General features: G+C 74.8%; 19 protein-coding genes. 9 read left to right on the forward strand and 10 right to left on the reverse strand.

Features of this window, described 5'->3' with window-relative positions; all coding sequences use genetic code 11:
• From ABGA99_RS31975 to ABGA99_RS31985, 3 genes are read left to right on the forward strand one after another with little or no spacing between them, the layout of a single operon-like run.
• On the forward strand, positions 1 to 402 hold the full coding sequence (locus ABGA99_RS31975; RefSeq protein ID WP_347575687.1) for a hypothetical protein: 402 nt from the start codon (positions 1 to 3) through the stop codon (positions 400 to 402).
• The gene (locus tag ABGA99_RS31980) at positions 399 to 1,073 is read left to right on the forward strand and encodes a DUF6286 domain-containing protein (protein WP_347584008.1); all 675 of its coding nucleotides are present in this window, start codon (positions 399 to 401) and stop codon (positions 1,071 to 1,073) included. Before ABGA99_RS31975 ends, ABGA99_RS31980 begins: the two co-directional genes overlap by 4 nt.
• Positions 1,074 to 1,078: 5 nt before the next feature.
• Positions 1,079 to 1,789 carry a hypothetical protein gene (locus tag ABGA99_RS31985; RefSeq protein ID WP_347575746.1) on the forward strand — a complete coding sequence of 237 codons (711 nt, stop codon included), beginning with the start codon at positions 1,079 to 1,081 and terminating at the stop codon, positions 1,787 to 1,789.
• Positions 1,790 to 1,991: 202 nt separating this feature from the next.
• Here the strand turns inward: ABGA99_RS31985 and ABGA99_RS31990 are convergent, their stop codons facing one another.
• The 5 genes from ABGA99_RS31990 to ABGA99_RS32010 form a co-directional block, all read right to left on the reverse strand.
• On the reverse strand, positions 1,992 to 2,747 hold the full coding sequence (locus ABGA99_RS31990; protein ID WP_347575689.1) for an SDR family oxidoreductase: 756 nt from the start codon (positions 2,745 to 2,747) through the stop codon (positions 1,992 to 1,994).
• A gap of 5 nt (positions 2,748 to 2,752) precedes the next feature.
• The gene (locus ABGA99_RS31995) at positions 2,753 to 3,682 is read right to left on the reverse strand and encodes an SURF1 family protein (RefSeq protein ID WP_347584009.1); all 930 of its coding nucleotides are present in this window, start codon (positions 3,680 to 3,682) and stop codon (positions 2,753 to 2,755) included.
• A 45-nt stretch (positions 3,683 to 3,727) separates the two neighbouring features.
• Positions 3,728 to 4,939, reverse strand: a complete 1,212-nt coding sequence (locus ABGA99_RS32000) for a DEDDh family exonuclease (RefSeq protein WP_347584010.1) — start codon at positions 4,937 to 4,939, stop codon at positions 3,728 to 3,730.
• A 70-nt stretch (positions 4,940 to 5,009) separates the two neighbouring features.
• Positions 5,010 to 5,699, reverse strand: a complete 690-nt coding sequence (locus ABGA99_RS32005) for a response regulator transcription factor (RefSeq protein ID WP_347575692.1) — start codon at positions 5,697 to 5,699, stop codon at positions 5,010 to 5,012.
• Complete coding sequence (locus ABGA99_RS32010) at positions 5,696 to 6,931, reverse strand: histidine kinase (RefSeq protein ID WP_347584011.1); 1,236 nt, start codon at positions 6,929 to 6,931, stop codon at positions 5,696 to 5,698. The genes ABGA99_RS32005 and ABGA99_RS32010 overlap by 4 nt, the downstream gene beginning before the upstream one ends.
• A 218-nt stretch (positions 6,932 to 7,149) precedes the next feature.
• On the opposite strand from ABGA99_RS32010, the gene ABGA99_RS32015 reads away from it, so the two are divergent.
• Together ABGA99_RS32015 and ABGA99_RS32020 are read left to right on the forward strand one after the other, a co-directional pair.
• A complete protein-coding gene (locus ABGA99_RS32015) occupies positions 7,150 to 7,512 on the forward strand; it encodes a hypothetical protein (protein ID WP_347575694.1) in 363 nt (120 codons plus the stop codon).
• 161 nt (positions 7,513 to 7,673) lie between these two features.
• On the forward strand, positions 7,674 to 8,609 hold the full coding sequence (locus tag ABGA99_RS32020; protein ID WP_347584012.1) for a LysR family transcriptional regulator: 936 nt from the start codon (positions 7,674 to 7,676) through the stop codon (positions 8,607 to 8,609).
• A gap of 11 nt (positions 8,610 to 8,620) precedes the next feature.
• Here ABGA99_RS32020 and ABGA99_RS32025 read toward each other — a convergent pair whose 3' ends face one another.
• The gene (locus tag ABGA99_RS32025) at positions 8,621 to 9,070 is read right to left on the reverse strand and encodes a carboxymuconolactone decarboxylase family protein (protein WP_347575696.1); all 450 of its coding nucleotides are present in this window, start codon (positions 9,068 to 9,070) and stop codon (positions 8,621 to 8,623) included.
• 83 nt (positions 9,071 to 9,153) lie between these two features.
• Here ABGA99_RS32025 and ABGA99_RS32030 point away from each other — a divergent pair, with 83 nt between their 5' ends.
• Together ABGA99_RS32030 and ABGA99_RS32035 are read left to right on the forward strand one after the other, a co-directional pair.
• Complete coding sequence (locus ABGA99_RS32030) at positions 9,154 to 10,143, forward strand: sigma-70 family RNA polymerase sigma factor (protein ID WP_347575697.1); 990 nt, start codon at positions 9,154 to 9,156, stop codon at positions 10,141 to 10,143.
• A 4-nt stretch (positions 10,144 to 10,147) separates the two neighbouring features.
• Entirely contained in the window at positions 10,148 to 10,870 is a 723-nt protein-coding gene (locus ABGA99_RS32035; protein WP_347575698.1) for a lysoplasmalogenase, read from the forward strand.
• 53 nt (positions 10,871 to 10,923) lie between these two features.
• On the opposite strand, the gene ABGA99_RS32040 is transcribed toward ABGA99_RS32035, so the two are convergent.
• Positions 10,924 to 12,447: a S8 family serine peptidase gene (locus ABGA99_RS32040; RefSeq protein WP_347575699.1), complete on the reverse strand. Its 1,524-nt coding sequence runs from the start codon at positions 12,445 to 12,447 to the stop codon at positions 10,924 to 10,926.
• A gap of 268 nt (positions 12,448 to 12,715) precedes the next feature.
• Between ABGA99_RS32040 and moaA the strand changes: the two genes are divergently transcribed.
• Positions 12,716 to 13,705 carry a GTP 3',8-cyclase MoaA gene (moaA, locus tag ABGA99_RS32045; protein WP_347575700.1) on the forward strand — a complete coding sequence of 330 codons (990 nt, stop codon included), beginning with the start codon at positions 12,716 to 12,718 and terminating at the stop codon, positions 13,703 to 13,705.
• 40 nt (positions 13,706 to 13,745) lie between these two features.
• Here the strand turns inward: moaA and ABGA99_RS32050 are convergent, their stop codons facing one another.
• Entirely contained in the window at positions 13,746 to 14,045 is a 300-nt protein-coding gene (locus ABGA99_RS32050; RefSeq protein ID WP_347575701.1) for a hypothetical protein, read from the reverse strand.
• Between the two features lie 159 nt (positions 14,046 to 14,204).
• Positions 14,205 to 14,600 carry a DUF3099 domain-containing protein gene (locus ABGA99_RS32055; RefSeq protein ID WP_347575702.1) on the reverse strand — a complete coding sequence of 132 codons (396 nt, stop codon included), beginning with the start codon at positions 14,598 to 14,600 and terminating at the stop codon, positions 14,205 to 14,207.
• 173 nt (positions 14,601 to 14,773) lie between these two features.
• Between ABGA99_RS32055 and ABGA99_RS32060 the strand changes: the two genes are divergently transcribed.
• Positions 14,774 to 15,055 carry a GlsB/YeaQ/YmgE family stress response membrane protein gene (locus ABGA99_RS32060; protein WP_347575703.1) on the forward strand — a complete coding sequence of 94 codons (282 nt, stop codon included), beginning with the start codon at positions 14,774 to 14,776 and terminating at the stop codon, positions 15,053 to 15,055.
• Between the two features lie 33 nt (positions 15,056 to 15,088).
• Here ABGA99_RS32060 and tyrS read toward each other — a convergent pair whose 3' ends face one another.
• Positions 15,089 to 16,366 (reverse strand): tyrosine--tRNA ligase, encoded by a 1,278-nt coding sequence (gene tyrS, locus ABGA99_RS32065; protein ID WP_347575704.1) that lies wholly within the window; start codon positions 16,364 to 16,366, stop codon positions 15,089 to 15,091.
• Positions 16,367 to 16,445: the final 79 nt, after the last annotated feature.

The raw sequence follows: 16,445 nt of genomic DNA on the forward strand, positions 1-16,445 counted from the left end.
GTGACGTCGGTGGCGGGCGAGCACGGAGAAGAAGCGGCGCAGGCCGGGGACGCCGGGTCAGGAGAGCCGGCCGTGCCGGCGGGGGAGCGGGGCGCGACCCGGATCGAGGACCGCGTCATCGCGAAGATCGCCTCCCAGGCGGCCCGCGAGGCGCTCCTCGGCGCGCCCGGAACCGACGCCGCGCACGCCGCCGTCGTCGTACGCGGCGACACCGCCCGCGTCCGCGTCGGCGTCCACCTGGGGTTCCCGTCCGACCTCGGCGCCCAGTGCTGCGCCGTGAGTCGGGCGGTCACCGAGCGGGTAAGGGCTCTGGTCGGGCTGGAGGTCCCGGAGGTGGCCGTGGAGGTCGAGCGGCTGCACGCCACGGAGCGGCCGAACGCGCCGCGGGGGAGGGTGCGATGAGTTCCGACAAGACGAAGTCCTGGTCACAGGGCGGCTCGGCCGGCACCGTGGCCGCCGAGCCGGACGAGTGGCGGCAGAGCACGTCGGCCTCCGGGTACGCGGCCGAGCCGGCCGGCGCGGGCGCCGATGCGGCGGCCCGCTTCTGGTCCGTACGCCGGGTGCCCGCCGCGCTCACCGCCGCCGCGGCCACCGTGGGCATCGGGCTGCTGCTCTACGACATCGTCGCCGTACGCACCGAACGCCCCGCGATGCAGTGGCGCCGCCGCGTCGCCGACGAACTGGCCGCCCGCCCGCTCGACGACGCCTGGGTGCTCACCGCCGCCGCCCTGGCCGTGCTGCTCGGCGCCTGGCTGGTGCTGCTGGCCGTCACGCCGGGGCTGCGCGGCGTGCTGCCGATGCGGCACGCCTCGCCGGACCTGCGGGCCGGGCTCGACCGGCGGGCGGCGTCCGTCGTGCTGCGCGACCGGGCCATGCAGATCTCGGGCGTGCGGTCGGTACGGGTCTCGGTGGGCCGCCGCCGCGTCAGCGCGCGCGCCGAGTCGCACTTCCGCGAGCTGGACGACGTCCGCGCCGACCTCGCCGCGGTCCTCGGCGACGGCATACGCGAACTCGGCCTGGCCCGCAGGCCCGCGCTGTCCGTCCACGTACGCCGGCCGCCGGCGAAGGGGTGAGCGAGATGCTGCGCGTGATCAACCGGATCCTGCTCGCCGTCGTCGGCCTCGTGGCCGCCGGCGCCGGGATCGCCGTGCTCGCCGCCGGCCTCGACCTGCCGCGGCCCGGCTTCGCGCCGTACGCCGACGGCCCCGACGACGTGCTGCTGAGCCGCGGCACCCGGCTGCGGTGGCGGGACGACGGCTGGTGGTGGCCGACGGTGGTCGGCGGTCTGTCGCTGCTCGTGCTCTGCTGCGGCTGGTGGCTCGTCGCCCAGTTGCGCCGGGCCCGCCTCGGCGAGGTCGTCGTCGACACGGGCGGTGCGCTCGCGCCCGGGGGGTCCGGCCCGTCCGGTACGGACCCCGGCCGGGCGGAGGACTGGGCTTCCCCCACGGACCCGGACCCCGAAGGCACGGAGCCCGAGGGCCCCGGCACGCTCACGCTGCCGGCCGCCCCGCGGGCCCTGCTGCGCGGGTCCGCGCTGGAGGAGGTGCTGGCGGAGGAGGCCGGTGCGCTGGAGGGGGTGGAACGGGCCCGGGTGACCCTCACGGGCCGGCGCACGGCGCCGCGCGCCAGCTTCGGTGTGCTGCTGGGCCCCGGCGCGCATCCCGCGGCGGCCGTGGACCACATCGAGGAGCGGGCGCTCGCTCCGGCCCGCGCGTCGGTGGGCCTGGCGCGGCTGCCCGCGGAGATCAGGTTCCGCTCGGCCAGGCACCGCCCGGAGCGCGTCTCGTGACGGCGGGCGCGGGCGCGGGCCCGTGGGTCTTATCCGTGCCGGACCGCGGCGGTCGCGCGGTGCGCACGGCTCGTACCGGCGGTACGTCCCGTACGGCGCACGCGCGACCCGCCCCGGGGCTCCGCGCTCGTCCCGCTCGAGGGTAACCGGCGTAAGCGGCCGGCGTCCGTGCCCGTACGTGCGCTGCGTCCGGCCACCGCGCTCAGATGCTCCGCCGCATGCCGCCGTCGATCGGCAGCATGATCCCGGTCAGGTACGACGCCGCGGGCGACAGCAGGAACGCCGCCGTCCGGCCGAACTCCTCCGGGGTGCCGTAGCGGCCCAGCGGGATCTTCGCCTCCATCCGGGCCCGCGCCGCCGCCGCATCGCCGGACAGCGCGTCCAGCTCGCGGGCCCGGTCGGTGTCGATCCGCGCCGGCAGCAGCCCCACGACCCGCACGCCGCGGGGCCCGAGGTCGTCGGCGAGCGACTTGGCGTACCCGGCGAGCCCCGGGCGCAGCCCGTTGGAGATGGTGAGCCCGGGAATCGGCTCGTGGACGGAGCCGGAGAGCACGAAGCCGATGACCCCGCCCTCCTCCAGCTCGCCCGCGGCCGTCCTGGCCATCCGCATCGCGCCGAGGAAGACGGAGCCGAACGCCGTCTCCCACTCGGCGTCGGTGTTGGCGGTGGCGTTGCCCGCCGGCGGGCCGCCGACGCTGATGAGCACGCCGTCGAAACGGCCGAAGCGCTCCCGGGCGGCGGCGATGAGCCGGTCCGGGGTGCCGGGGTCGGCGTTGTCGGCGGCGACGCCGACGGCCGACTCGCCGAGTGCGGCGGCTGCGCTCGTCACGCGGTCCTTGTCGCGGCCGCTGAGCACCACCTTCGCGCCTTCCGCGAGCAGTTGCTCGGCGACGGCGAGACCGAGGCCGCGCGAGCCCCCGGTCACGACGTAGGCGCGGTCGTTGAGTCCAAGATCCATGGGGGTCAGTCTGCCGCCATCTGCTCGGCGGGCGCCAGGGATGGGGCAGGGTCGTCGTCCGCGGGCCGCCGCGCGGGGCCGTTCGCGGTCTTCCCGGCCGCGTCCGCGGCGATCCCGCCCGGCGCCCGTCCGGCCTCCGCCGTCCCGGCCTCCGCCGCCCCGGCCCCGGCCGCCTTCGCCGCCGCGGCCTCGCGGTCGCGGCGCTCCCGGCGTACGAGAACCCACCAGCCGAACGGCACCGCCGCCGCGAAGATCCACCACTGGATCGCGTACGCGATGTGCACCCCGATGCTGCTGTGGTCCGGCTCGGTCACCGGCTCGGGCTGCCTGCCCGTGGCCTTCGGCGAGGTGCCGACCAGCTCGACGAACCCGCCGAGCACCGGCCCCGGCAGGCCGTCCGCGGCCTCGTCGGCGCTGTTGATCAGCATCACCTGGCGGTCCGGCAGGCCCGCCTTGTCGCGGATGCCGCTGCCGGTCGTCTCGTCGGGGCGCAGCCGGCCGGTGACGGTGACCTCGCCGGTGGGCGGGGGCGGCACCTTGGGGAAGGTGGTGAGATCGGCGCCCGCGGGCACCCAGCCGCGGTTGACGAGGACCGCGGAGCCGTCGGTGAGGCGGAGCGGGGTGACGACGAAGTAGCCCTGCTTGTCGTCGGCGCCGAGCCGCTGCCGTACGACGACCTCCCGCTCCGGCTCGTACGCGCCGGTGGCCGTGACCGTCCGCCAGGTGTCCTCGCGCGGCACGGTGCGCCCCTCACGCGTGAGCCGGTCCACCGGGACCGGCTCGGCCTTCAGGTTGCGGGCGACGAGGTCGTTGCGCGCGACCCGGTCCTCGTGGCGGTGGAACTGCCAGAAGCCGAGCCGGATCATCACGGGGATGAGCAGGACGGCCACCAGGGTGACGATCACCCACTGCCGGGACAACAGGAAGCGGTACACCCCTTGACCGTACTCCCCGGTCCGGCGCCGCCCGACGGGACCCCGCTACCCCGCCCCGCCCTCGGTGTCCGGCAGCGCGTCCGCCGGCTCGACGTCCCGCATGAGGTGGAGGAAGGCGGCCTCGTCGATCACCGGGGTGCCGTGTGCCGCGGCCCGCGTCACCTTGCCCGTCGGCGCGCCGGGGTCGTTGGTGACCAGCAGGCTCGTGTAGCGCGAGACGCTGGCGGCGACGTGCAGCCCGGCCTCGACGGCCCGGTCCTCCAGCAGGCTGCGGTCCACCGAGGTGTCGCCGGAGAAGGCCACGCGCATGCCCTGCTTGAGCCGCCCGCCGCGCACGTACCGCCCCGGGTTGGGATACGGGGACGGGGGCAGCCGGCGGTTCGGCCGCCAGGTGCGCCACTGGTACGCGCCGTGCCCGCCCGGCGAGCGGGTGCCGCCGGTGCTCCCGGAGGGCGCCTGCTCCGACCACTCCGTCAGCGGCTGGCAGGCCAGCAGCGGCAGCCGGGCGCCGGCCTCGGCGGCCTGCCGCAGGCTGGGGCGGAAGATCTCGGCGAGGACGCGGGCGTCGTCCTCGGCGTCGTGGGCCTTGCGCTGGGCGACGCCGAAGTGGGCGGCCAGCGACGCCAGCCGGGCGTTGGGCAGCGGCAGCCGCAACTGCCGGGCGAGCGCGATGGTGCACAGCCGCCGGCGCACGGGAGCGGTGAGCCCGGCGCGGGCGTACTCGCGGGCGATCATCATCCAGTCGAAGACCGCGTTGTGCGCGACGAGCACCCGGCCCTCCAGCCGGGCCGTGAACTCCTCGGCGATCTCCGGGAAGAGCGGCGCGTCGGCGAGCATGTCGCGGGTCAGGCCGTGGATCCACACCGGGCCGGGGTCGCGCTGCGGGTTGACCAGCGTGTACCAGCTGTCCTCCACCGCGCCGTGGGCGTCGAGGCGGTAGACGGCGGCGGAGACGATGCGGTCGTCGGAGCGCAGCCCGGTGGTCTCGACGTCGACGACGGCGTACGCCTCGGGGTAGTCGGCGGGCCAGCGTTCGGCGGGAGCGCCGGGCGGGGGGATGCCGGGGCGCTGCCCGGCATCGGTCGCGCTGTCGGCGGTCCCCGATCCTGCGGTACGCGCCGGGTCCGCGGGCTCCGCGGGGCCGGCCGGCGCGGGCAGCGGGAGAGCCGGCTGCAGCGGGGCCGGATCCGCGCCCGGAAGCGGCTGCTGCTGCGCGACTTGACGGGGACTCAGGGGCGTCGCGCGGTCTTCGAGCATGGGTTCAGAGCATAGAGCCTGCCACCGACACGGCGGCGCGCGCGGGGGCCGCCTGAGCACCCGTCAGCGGTCAGTCCGCGGGCTGTCCGGCCACCGGGCCGCGCGGGGTGACCAGGCCCGTCTCGTAGGCGAGCACGACGAGTTGCGCCCGGTCGCGGGCGCCGAGCTTCGTCATCGACCGGCTGACGTGCGTCTTTGCGGTGATCGGGCTGATGTGCAGCCGGGCGGCGATCTCCTCGTTGCTGAGGCCGCCGCCGACCAGGGTGACGACCTCGCGCTCGCGCCGGGTGAGGTCGCGCAGCGCGTCGTCCGCGTCGGGCACGCCGCCGGCGGGGCGGGAGACGTACTCCTGGATCAGCTTGCGGGTCAGCGCGGGGGAGAGCAGCGCGTCGCCGCGGGCGGCGACCCGTACGCCGTGCAGCAGGTCCTCCGGCTCCATGTCCTTGACGAGGAACCCGGCGGCCCCGGCGCGCAGCGCGCCCCAGACGTACTCGTCCACGCCGTAGTTGGTGAGGATGACGACGTGCACGCCGGCCAGCTCGGGGTCGGCGGCGATCCTGCGGGTGGCCTCGATGCCGTCGAGCACCGGCATCTGCACGTCGACCAGCGCCACGTCCGGACGGTGCCGGGCGGCGAGCCGTACGCCCTCGGCGCCGTCGGCGGCCTCGCCGACCACCTCGATGTCGTCCTCGGCGTCGAGCAGCGCCCGGAACCCGCCCCGGATGAGGGCCTGGTCGTCGACGAGCAGCACCCGGATCACGTGGCCGCGCCCGCCGGCCCGCCGGTCTGCCGCAGCGGCAGCTCGGCGCGTACCCGGAAGCCGCCCTCCGGCCGCGGCGCGGCGTGCAGTTCGCCGCCGAGCGCGGCGACCCGCTCGCGCATCCCCGTCAGCCCGATGCCCGGCTGCGGCGGTGCCCCGGGGTCGGCGGCGCCGTCGTCGTCGACCTGGACGACGACCTTGTCCGGCGCGTACGAGACGTGCACGCCCACCGCCGCCGCGGGCCCGGCGTGCCGCGCGACGTTCGTCAGTGACTCCTGCACGATCCGGTACGCCGCCCGGTCCACCTCCGCCGGCAGCGCCGGCCGCTCGCCCGCGACGGCCACCGTCGCCGGCACCCCCGAGCCCCGGGCCCGCTCCACCAGCTCCGGCAGGCGTTCGAGTCCGACGCCCTCGGCGCCGCCGTCCGCGTTGCGCAGCACGTGCAGCGTGGAGCGCAGTTCGCGCGCGGCGTCGCCGCTGGCCTCCTGGATGGCCAGCAGTGCCGGCGGGGGCTCCTCGCCGCGCTTCTTCGACAGGTGCACGGCCACCCCGGCCTGGACCTTGATCACGGAGATGCTGTGGGTGAGGGTGTCGTGGAGCTCGCGGGCGATGCGCAGCCGCTCCTCGTCGGCGCTGCGCTGCGCGTTCTCCGCGGCCCGCTCCTCGGCCTGGGCGAGCATCGCCTCGTGCTGGATGCGCATGGCCGCGCCCATCGCGCACGCCACCACCCAGCCGAACGTCAGGAACCGCTTCTCCAGCGCCGCGCGCAGCGCCTCGTCGCCGAGCGGGAGCAGCGGCAGCGAACCCAGGCTGACCGCGAGGGAGACCAGGGCGGTGACGGCGAAGAAGGCGCGGTGCCCGCCGCGGATGGAGCGGTAGACGGCGACCAGCATCGGCAGCACCGGGCTGCCGTCGGGGTAGCCGCGGAGCTGGTACGCGACCATCGCCGCAGCCGTGATCACCAGTACCGCGCGCGGGAAGCGGTGCCGGGCCACCAGCGCCGCGCTGCCGGCCAGGCCGAGCACCCAGGCGAGCGCGTCGAAGCCGGTGCGCCCGTCCGGCGCCAGCAGCATCGTGCCCACGCAGCCGAGGGCCACGACGGCGGCGAAGCCCGCGTCCTTGGCGTACGCGCGGGTATCTCGCGCCGTCTTCCGCCCGTCCTCGATCGCGGTCGCGAGGTAGCGGAGCACCGTGTGCTCGCTGTTCGCGTCCGTCTGCGCTGCCGCCGTCATGCCCTGCACCGTAACCAATCGGCGCCGGTCAGGCGTCCTCCGGGAGGCGCAGCGGGCGCTGCTGCACAGGTTGCAGGCGGCGGGGACGTACACCCCTGACCGCAGTGCGGGAGCCACTCGCCGGACGATGACGGGCGGCCGTCCCGGGGCGGATCGTGGGACCCGACGGCGGCCGGCCGTCGGACGGCCGGCACGCGCACGGCGGACGGGAGCCCACCATGCCCCTTTACGGAACGGACGGACACCGGCGCGTCCGGATCCCGCAGCCCGCGGCGGCCCGGGACGCGCCGCGCGACCCGGTACGCCAGGCCGCACCGCCCGCGGTCCGGCACGACGCCGGGCCGTGGGACGCGGCGCCCGGGCACACCCGGCACCTGCTGCTGCGGCTGGCGGAGCCCGCGCGCCGCCCCGGGGCGCGGCGGCTGCTCGCGCTCGTCCTCGACGTGCCCCCGGTGCCCGGCGATGATCCCGCGGTGCTGATCGCCGAGGTGCCGGACAGCCGGCGGGCGGTGGACGTGCTGATCGAGCTGGCGTGGGCGGGGATCGCGCTGGACGGGTTCGTGCTGGACTCCGCGGCATGACGGCCCGCGCCGGGAGCGGTGACGAGGGAGCGCGCTCGGCGCCGGGCAGTCAACTCCGGTGTGCCCATGGTCACTTGACGGAGCTCGCGGCACGTATTGTGTGGCGCGTCCATGCAAAAAAGTGATGGCGCGGGTGAAGAGGGCGGTGACACGATCCCACGGTGGACTCTCGATATCTGCGCGCCTTCGTGACGGTGGCCGAGACCGGCGGGATATCGGCCGCGGCCGAGCGGCTGGGGTACGCGCAGTCGAGCCTCAGCGCCCAACTGCGCCGTCTGGAACAGGAACTCGGCGTCACGGTCGTGGTCCGCACCTCCACCGGCGCCTCCCTCACCGACGCCGGCCGCCGGCTGCTGCCGTACGCGCGCGAGGCCCTGGAGATCGACGAACGCATGCGCAGCGCCGCCGCCGCCTCCCGGCCCCGGCTGCGCATCGGGGCGCCGGAGACGCTGGCGGGCGAGTGGCTGCCGGACATCGTCACCGCGCTGGACTACGGCGCCGGCGGCCCGGACGCGGACGCGGAGATCAGCGTCGTCGTCGGTCCCCGTGAACGGCTGGCGGAGCAACTGGCCGCCGGCGAACTGGACCTGGCCTTCCACTTCGACGACGGCAGCCGCACGGCGGGCCCCAGCGCGGTCGTCGGGCACGAGGAGGTCGTGCTCGTCACCGGCCCCGCGCACCCGCTGGCGGGCGCGGCGGAGGTCACGGAGGCGGACGTGCTGGCCGCCGAGTTCCTCGTCGCGGAGCCGGGCTGCAGCTCGACCGTGCTCTACGACCGCCTCAGCCGCGACCTGCCGGCCCGCACCCGCGCCGCCACCACCGCCGACTCCCTGCCCGCGCTGCGCCGCCTGGCCGCGCACGGCCGCGGCCTGGCGCTGCTGCCCCGGCTGGCCGTCCTACGGGACCTGGAGGACGGCGGCCTCGTCGACCTCCCGCTGGCCACTCGCCAGGGACCGGTGGCGATCGAGGCCCGCTGGCGCCGCGACCCGGGCCAGGCGGAACCGACGCTGCGGGCGGTGCTCCGGCTGGCCCGCCGCCACACCACCCAGCTCTCCCCGGCGCCCGCCCTGCGCCCGGCCCCGGCCCGCACCGCCTGACCCGCCACCGCTCACCAGGTCTTGCCGGCCTGCTCCCGGACCGTGCGGTTGATCCTGTTGAAGAAGTTGGTCAGCGCGATCTCCAGGGTGATCGCGCCCAACTGCTCCTCGCCGAAGTGCTCCGCGGCGGCGTCCCAGACCTCGTCGGTCACCCCCGGTCCGCCGTCCTGGAGCCGGGTGGCGGCCTCCGTCAGGGCGAGGGCGGCCCGTTCCGCGTCCGTGTAGAACGGCGTCTCGCGCCACGCGACCACGTGGTGCAGCCGCTCGTCCGTCTCGCCGGCCTTCTTCGCCGCCTGGATCGTGGCGAAGACGCACGGGCTGCAGCCGTTGATCTGGCTGGTGCGCAGGTGGACGAGCGACAGCAGGCGCGGATCCACACCCCCGGCGTTGATCGCCTTGTAGAGGTGCTGGATCGCCGTGATCACGTCGGGATTGGCCGGGTTCGTCATCCGTGCTTCCATCGGTCCTGCTCCTTCATCGGTTACCTGTGCCCCTGCGGGCCCGTCATCTCCCATGACGGAGCAGAACGGAGGAAGGTAACCGCATGTCCGACCCCACCCCCAACGGCGACCCCGCGGCCGAGGCGTACGAGGTGACCGAGGCGTTCGAGGCCCAGCGCGACCGGCTGCGCTCGGTCGCGTACCGCATGCTCGGATCGCACGCCGACGCCGAGGACGTGGTGCAGGAGGCGTGGCTGCGCCTGTCCCGCCAGGACGCGGCGGCCGTCCGCAACCTCCCCGGCTGGCTGACCACCGTGGTCGGCCGGATCTGCCTCGACGTCCTGCGGGCGCGCCAGGCCCGCCCCGAGGCGGCGTACGACGACGGCCTGCCCGAGCCCGTGGTGACGCTCGACGACGGCGGCGCGCCCGAGGACGACGCGGTGCTCGCCGACTCCGTCGGGCTCGCGCTGCTGGTGGTCCTGGAGTCGCTCGGGCCGGGCGAGCGGCTGGCGTTCGTGCTGCACGACCTGTTCGCCGTGCCGTTCGACGAGATCGGCCGGATCCTCGGCAAGTCCACCGCCGCCACCAAGATGCTCGCCAGCCGCGCCCGCCGGAAGGTGCGGACGAGCGAGCCGCCGCCCGGTGGCGGCCGGGAGCGGCGTGCGGTGGTCGACGCCTTTCTGGCGGCGGCCCGGCGGGGCGACTTCGAGGAGTTGCTGCGGGTCCTCCACCCCGAGGTGAAGCTGACCGTCGACACCCCGTCCGGCGTCGTCGTCACTCTCGGCGCCACCAGGGTCGCCGCCGGCGCGCAGTTGTCCGCCGGTGCCTCCGCGCGGGGGCGCGCGGTGCTCGTGGACGGCAGGCCCGGAATCGTCTCGTGGCACGAGGACGGCAGCGTGCAGGCGGTCCTCGCATTCACCGTCACGGGCGAGCGGATCACCGCCATCAGGGTCGTGATCGACCCGGCCAGGCTCGCGTCGATGGATTTGCCCGACCCGGCACCGGATCCGGCAGGGAACGCGGAGGCCGGCGGAGTTCTCCCTACGGAACCGGCCGGCCTGCGAGGACGCCGGCCGGCCGGTGCGCCGGACTGAGCCCATGGCCGAAGCCGCCGCCGTGCCGACCCGCGGGCCCCGCCGGCGCCCCCGGGTGGGCCGCGGGGCCGTGGCGCGGGGTGCGGCCGGGGTGTTCGCGGCGGCTTCCGCGGCGCATCTGGCCGGGCACCTCGCCGGGGCCGGCTGGCTCGTGGACGGCACGAAGCCGCTGCTCATGCCCGCGCTCGCCGGCTACGCCGCCGCCCGTGGCGCCCCGCGGGCGCTGGTCGCCGGGCTGGGTTTCGGGTGGGCGGGGGACGTGCTGCTGCAGGTGGGCGGGGACGGGCCGTTTCTGGCCGGAATGGGGGCGTTCGCCGCCGGGCACGTGTGCTACCTGACGCTCTTCCGGCGCGAGCCCCGGCTGCCCCGGGTACGGCAGCGGTGGCTCGCCGTCGCGTACGGGGCCGCGTGGGCCGCCGGTGTCGGCGCGCTGTGGCCGGGGCTCGACCCCGGGCTGCGCGGGCCGGTGGCCGCGTACAGTCTGCTGCTCGCCGTGATGGCGCTCGGCGCCGCCAGGTTCGGGCCGCGGGCCGGTGCGGGGGGTGCGCTGTTCCTGCTCTCCGACACCCTCATCGCCACCGACCTCGCCGGCCGGCCGCAGCCGCCCGCCGCCGGGTTCTGGGTGATGGCGACCTACCTGGCCGCCCAGTACCTCCTCGCGGACGGCGTGCTGCGCCGCCGGCGGCCCGGCCCCGTACACGGCGAAGGCCGGGCCGCGGCGCCCTGAGGCACCGCCGCCCGGCCCGGTGGCCGCCGGTGGGTCACGTCACCGGCGGGCCCTCACTGCCGTACCGCGTCGTAGGCGTCGACGATCCCCGCGCCGTAGAAGGCGTTGGTCCGCTTGTTGCCGGTGCACGTGGCGTCCTCGACCCCGTTGCCGTCCGGGTCGTAGAACTCCGGGCAGCCCGGGTTGTCCGCCTGGGACTTCATCATCGTGTGCAGCGCCGTGGGCGACACCCGCGGGTGCTTGCTCTTGATGAGCGCCGCCACGCCCGCGGCGTGCGGGGTGGCCATCGACGTGCCCTGCAGCCAGCCGTACTTGTTCTCCGGCAGCGTCGACAGGATGCGGCCGTTCTTCGACGGCGTGTCCGGGATCTGGTAGCCGTCACCGCCGGGCGCGGCGACGTCGACGACCTTCTGGCCGTAGCTGCTGTAGTACGACTTGTCCTTGTTCACGCCGGTCGCCGCGACGGTCACGATGCCCGGGAGCTGGGTCGGCACGTCCCAGCACTCGGACGGGTCGATGGTGCGCTCCCCGGGCGTGGTGTCGTTCGGGCTGGAGCCGTCCACGATCTCGTCGGAGGCGAGGTCGTGGTTGGAGTTGCCGGCCGCGGCGAGGTGCAGGGTGCCCTTGCCCATCGCGTACAGCGAGGCGCGGTTGACCGCCTCGACGATCGCCCGCTGGTCGGGGTCGTCGAGGCAGTTGTAGAGCCACGGGTCCACGTAGTAGCTGTTGTTGGTGATCTCGATGCCGTTGTCGCCCGCGAAGACGAAGGCGCAGACGACGGCCTCGGCGTAGAACAGCGCGGTCTCGGGCTCGCTCACCTTGAGCGAGGCGATCTGCACGCCGGGCGCGACGCCGGCCACGCCGACGCCGTTGCGCGCGGCGGCGATCTCACCGGCGACGTGGGTGCCGTGGTAGTCGCCCGCCGGGTCGTACGGCCGCCAGGCGCCCTCGCTGGTGTCCGCGACGCCGCCGACGCAGTTGGCGGACTGCTCGGCGGAGAAGTTGGGCTTGAGGTCGGGGTGCCGGTCGTCCACGCCCGTGTCGATGACGCCGACGGTGACGTCACGGCTGCCGGTGGAGATCTTGTGCGCCTTGTCGGCGCCGATCGCCGGCAGGTCCCACTGCTCGTTCTCCAGCGGCTCGACGTCCGGGTTCTGCGAACGGGCCTTGGCGGCGCCCCTGTAGACCTCCGGCGCGCTGGTCTCCAGCGTCCCTCCGGGCGTCAGCGGGGCGGTACGGCTCGCGCCCGCGGACTGCACGCCGCGCACCTCCCGCAGCTCCGCCGCGAAGGCCGGGTCGGTGGAGTGGGCGACGACCACGCCGATCTTCTTGTACGTGGCGACCACCGAGCCGTCCGCGTCGGCGATCGCGTCCTCGACCCGGGCGATCGTCTTGTCGTCGGTCCTCGTGTTGACCACGTACGAAAGCTTCTCGCCGGCCGCGGCCACGGAGCTGCCGCCGGGCTCCGGGGCCGACGCGGCGGAGGCCGCCCCCGGCAGGAGGCCGAGCGCCGCCGCGAGAGTCAGCCCGAGAGGCACTGCCAGCAGGCGCCGACCGCGGGGTCGGAGATGAGTCATGGGATCTCCAGATCATCAGTCAGGAATCCGCCGCGGACAGTTGCCGCGGTCAGGTACACGGCAAGCGAACGTAGCGCTGATCACCCGTGGCCATCAATACATCGCCCTGCAGTGTCTTTTGGCGTGTCGAGCACGCCAGGCGCATCCGGCCCAGTCCTCACGCGCGTACGGCGGAACGTTTCGCCCCGCGACCTCAACAAACTGTTGATTGTCGGTGGCCTGGCGTAGGCTGCCAAGGGTCAGGTACCGCCGTGGGAGGGCCTTCTCCATGCTGCGTGACACCTATGGGCGAGTCGCCACCGATCTGCGCGTCTCGCTCACCGACCGCTGCAACCTGCGGTGCACGTACTGCATGCCCGAGGAGGGACTCCAGTGGCTCGGCAAACCCGAGCTGCTCACCGACGACGAGATCGTCCGCCTCGTCCGCCTCGCGGTCACCGAATTCGGCGTGACCGACGTGCGCTTCACCGGCGGCGAGCCGCTGCTGCGCCCCGGGCTCACCGGCATCGTCGAGCGCTGCGCCGCCCTCACCCCCCGCCCCACGCTCTCCCTGACCACCAACGGCATCGGCCTGGAGCGTACGGCCGCGGCCCTCAGGGCCGCGGGTCTCGACCGGGTGAACGTCTCGCTGGACACCCTCAGGGCCGACGTGTTCCAGCGGCTGACCCGCCGCAAGCGCCACGGCGACGTGCTCCGCGGCCTCGCCGCCGCCCGGGCCGCCGGCCTGGAGCCCGTGAAGGTCAACAGCGTGCTGATGTCCGGGTTCAACGAGGACGAGGCCCCCGATCTGCTCGCCTGGGCCGTCGCCGAGGGCTATGAGCTGCGGTTCATCGAGCAGATGCCCCTCGATGCGCAGCACGGCTGGCAGCGCGACGGCATGATCACCGCAGGAGACATCCTCGCCTCGCTGCGTACGCGCTTCACGCTGACCCCCGAGGGCGAGGCGGCGCGCGGCTCCGCGCCCGCCGAGCGCTGGCTCGTGGACGGCGGCCCGGCCCGCGTCGGCGTCATCGCCTCCGTCACCCGGCCCTTCTGCCGGGACTGCGACCGCACCCGGCTGACCGCGGACGGTCAGGTGCGCAACTGCCTGTTCGCGCGCGAGGAGAGCGACCTGCGGGGCGCGTTGCGCTCCGGCGCGCCGGACGAGGAGATAGCGCGGCTGTGGCGGGCGGCGATGTGGGGCAAGAAGGCCGGCGCGGGGCTCGACGACCCGTCGTTCGTCCAGCCGGACCGGCCGATGTCCGCGATCGGCGGCTGACACGGGGGAGTCGGGGATCCTGCCGCGTACGGCCGGGCGCTCAGCCCCGGGCCGGGTCCGGCCCGCTTTCGCCCCCGGCGTCCTTCTCCGCGCTCTTCTCCGCCTCCTGCCAGTCCGCCAGCGTGACGACCTCCTTGAGGAAGTCCCGTACGCCCAGGAACCGGCTCAGGTATTCGCGGTGCTCCTCGCACGCGAGCCACGTCTTGCGGCGCTCCGGCGTGTGCAGCTTCGGGTTGTTCCAGGCGAGCACCCACACCGCGGGCGCACGGCAGCCCTTGGCGGAGCAGATGAGAGCGGGATCAGCGGTGTTCACGGGGCCCCAGCCTACGTCCCCGAACATGGGCGACGCCGGGCAGCCACGGGGGGAGCCGCCCGGCGTCGGTCCGTCGCTCCGACGGGGGATGCGGAGCGCGTACGAAGTATGTCACGCGAGGAGGGCCGCTCGGCACCGGATGGGCATATTTGATTTGAGGTTTTTCTGAGCTTGCACTGTTGGTGATCAAACGGGCGGCGGAGCGCTGTCGCTGGTCGTCGACTCGTTCCCGGCGGGGGCCCGTTCACCAGGGGCGTCGGGCTCCCGAACGGTCCGCGGCGGCGGGGCGATCACTCTGCGCTGCGGGGTGACGACGAAGGCCGAGGGCAGCGAACGGACGCTTTCGCGGCCCGCGTTCGCGATGATCACCGCGAAGTACGGGATGAACATCCCGAGGATGAGCGCAACCACCGCGATGTGCCGCTCGACGTTCCAGAGCAGCGCGGCGGCCACCACCGAGACCGCCCGGACCACCATGGAGATCACGTACCGCCGCTGCCGGCCGCGTACGTCATCGTCCAGACTCTGCCGCGCGCCCGTGATCCTGAACACGTCGGCATCGCCGTGGCGCTTCCGCTTCACACTCCACCCCCTCGCACCGGGTACGTCCCCAAAATACGCCGGGAAAACGCCTCCCTCGACGCGGGGGCGGGACATACCGCCCCACAACCCGAACGGCCCTGGCCGGAATGCGCCCACAGGGCCGCGACAAGAAACTGGCACGGCAGGCGGACCCCGCCGCACGAGGAGGCGACATGAGCTGGCTGTGGGCCATCATCCTGGGTCTGATCCTGGGCGTCATCGCCCGGATCATCCTGCCCGGCAGGCAGCCCATCCCCATCTGGCTGACCATCGTTTTCGGCATCATCGGATCCAGCATCGGCAACGCCGCGGCCTCGGGGATCGGGGTGGGCGACACCAGGGGAGTCGACTGGATCCGGCACCTCCTGCAACTTGCCGGCGCCGTGGGCGCCGTGGCCCTGGGCACCCCGGTGTACGAGAAGCTGCGCGGCCACAAGACGCGCAGCCCCCGCTAGCGGAGGCTGCGCGTCTCCAGGTCGGCCGGCCGGTCAGCCGGCCGGCGGGGGCGCCAGCTCGATCGCCGCCAGGTTGCGCTTTCCTCGGCGCAGCACCAGCCAGCGCCCGTGGAGCAGGTCCCCGGGGGCCGGCACGGCGTCCTCGGCGGCGACCTTCACGTTGTTCACGTACGCCCCGCCCTCCTTGACCGTCCTGCGGGCCGCCGACCGGCTCGGCGCCAGGCCCACCTCGGCCAGCAGCTCCACCACCGGACCCAGCTCCGTGACCCGCGCGTGCGGCACCTCGGCCAGCGCCGCGCGCAGCGTCGCCTCGTCCAGCTCGCCCAGCTCACCCTGCCCGAACAGCGCCCGCGACGCGGCGATCACCGCGGCGCACTGCGCCGCGCCGTGCACCAGCGTCGTCAGCTCCTCCGCCAGTGCCCGCTGCGCGGCCCGCGCCTGCGGCCGCTCCGCGGTCTGCTTCTCCAGCTCGGTCAGCTCCTCACGGCTGCGGAAGCTGAGGATCCGCAGATAGCGGGAGACGTCCCGGTCGTCGACATTCAGCCAGAACTGATAAAAGGCGTACGGCGTCGTCAGCTCCGGGTCGAGCCAGACCGCGCCGCCCTCCGTCTTGCCGAACTTCGTGCCGTCGGCCTTCGTCATCAACGGCGTCGCCAGCGCGTGCACCACGGCCTCCGGCTCGACCCGGTGGATCAGGTCGGTGCCCGCAGTGAGATTGCCCCACTGGTCGCTGCCGCCGGTCTGCAGCGTGCAGCCGTGCCGCCGGTACAGCTCCAGGAAGTCCAGGCTCTGCAGGATCTGGTAGCTGAACTCGGTGTAGCTGATGCCCTCTTCCGACTCCAGCCGGCGGGCGACGGCCTCTTTGGCGACCATCTTGTTCACCCGGAAGTGCCGCCCGATGTCGCGCAGGAACTCGATCGCGGACAGCCCCGCGGTCCAGTCCAGGTTGTTGACCATCCGGGCGGCGTACGGGCCCTCGAAGTCGAGCAGCGGCTCGATCTGCGCGCGGACCCGCTCCACCCAGCGGGCGACGACCTCCGGATCGTTGAGCGTGCGCTCCGCGTCCGGCTTGGGGTCGCCGATCTGGCCGGTCGCGCCGCCGACCAGCGCCAGCGGCAGATGCCCGGCCTCCTGCAGCCGGCGTACGGTCAGCACCTGCACCAGGTGGCCGACGTGCAGGCTGGGCGCCGTCGGGTCGAAGCCGCAATAGAAGGTGACGGGACCGTCCGCGAGCGCCTTGCGCAGTGCGTCCTCGTCGGTGGACAGGGCCAGCAGCCCGCGCCACCGCAGCTCGTCGACGATGTCCGTCACGTCTCTCGTCTCTCCTCGGTCTCGATCCCGGGTCCCGTACGCGGACGCCGCCTGGGCGGCCGCGTACGGGAGTGCTGCG

Source organism: Streptomyces sp. B5E4, assembly GCF_039871555.1.
Classification (GTDB): domain Bacteria; phylum Actinomycetota; class Actinomycetes; order Streptomycetales; family Streptomycetaceae; genus Streptomyces.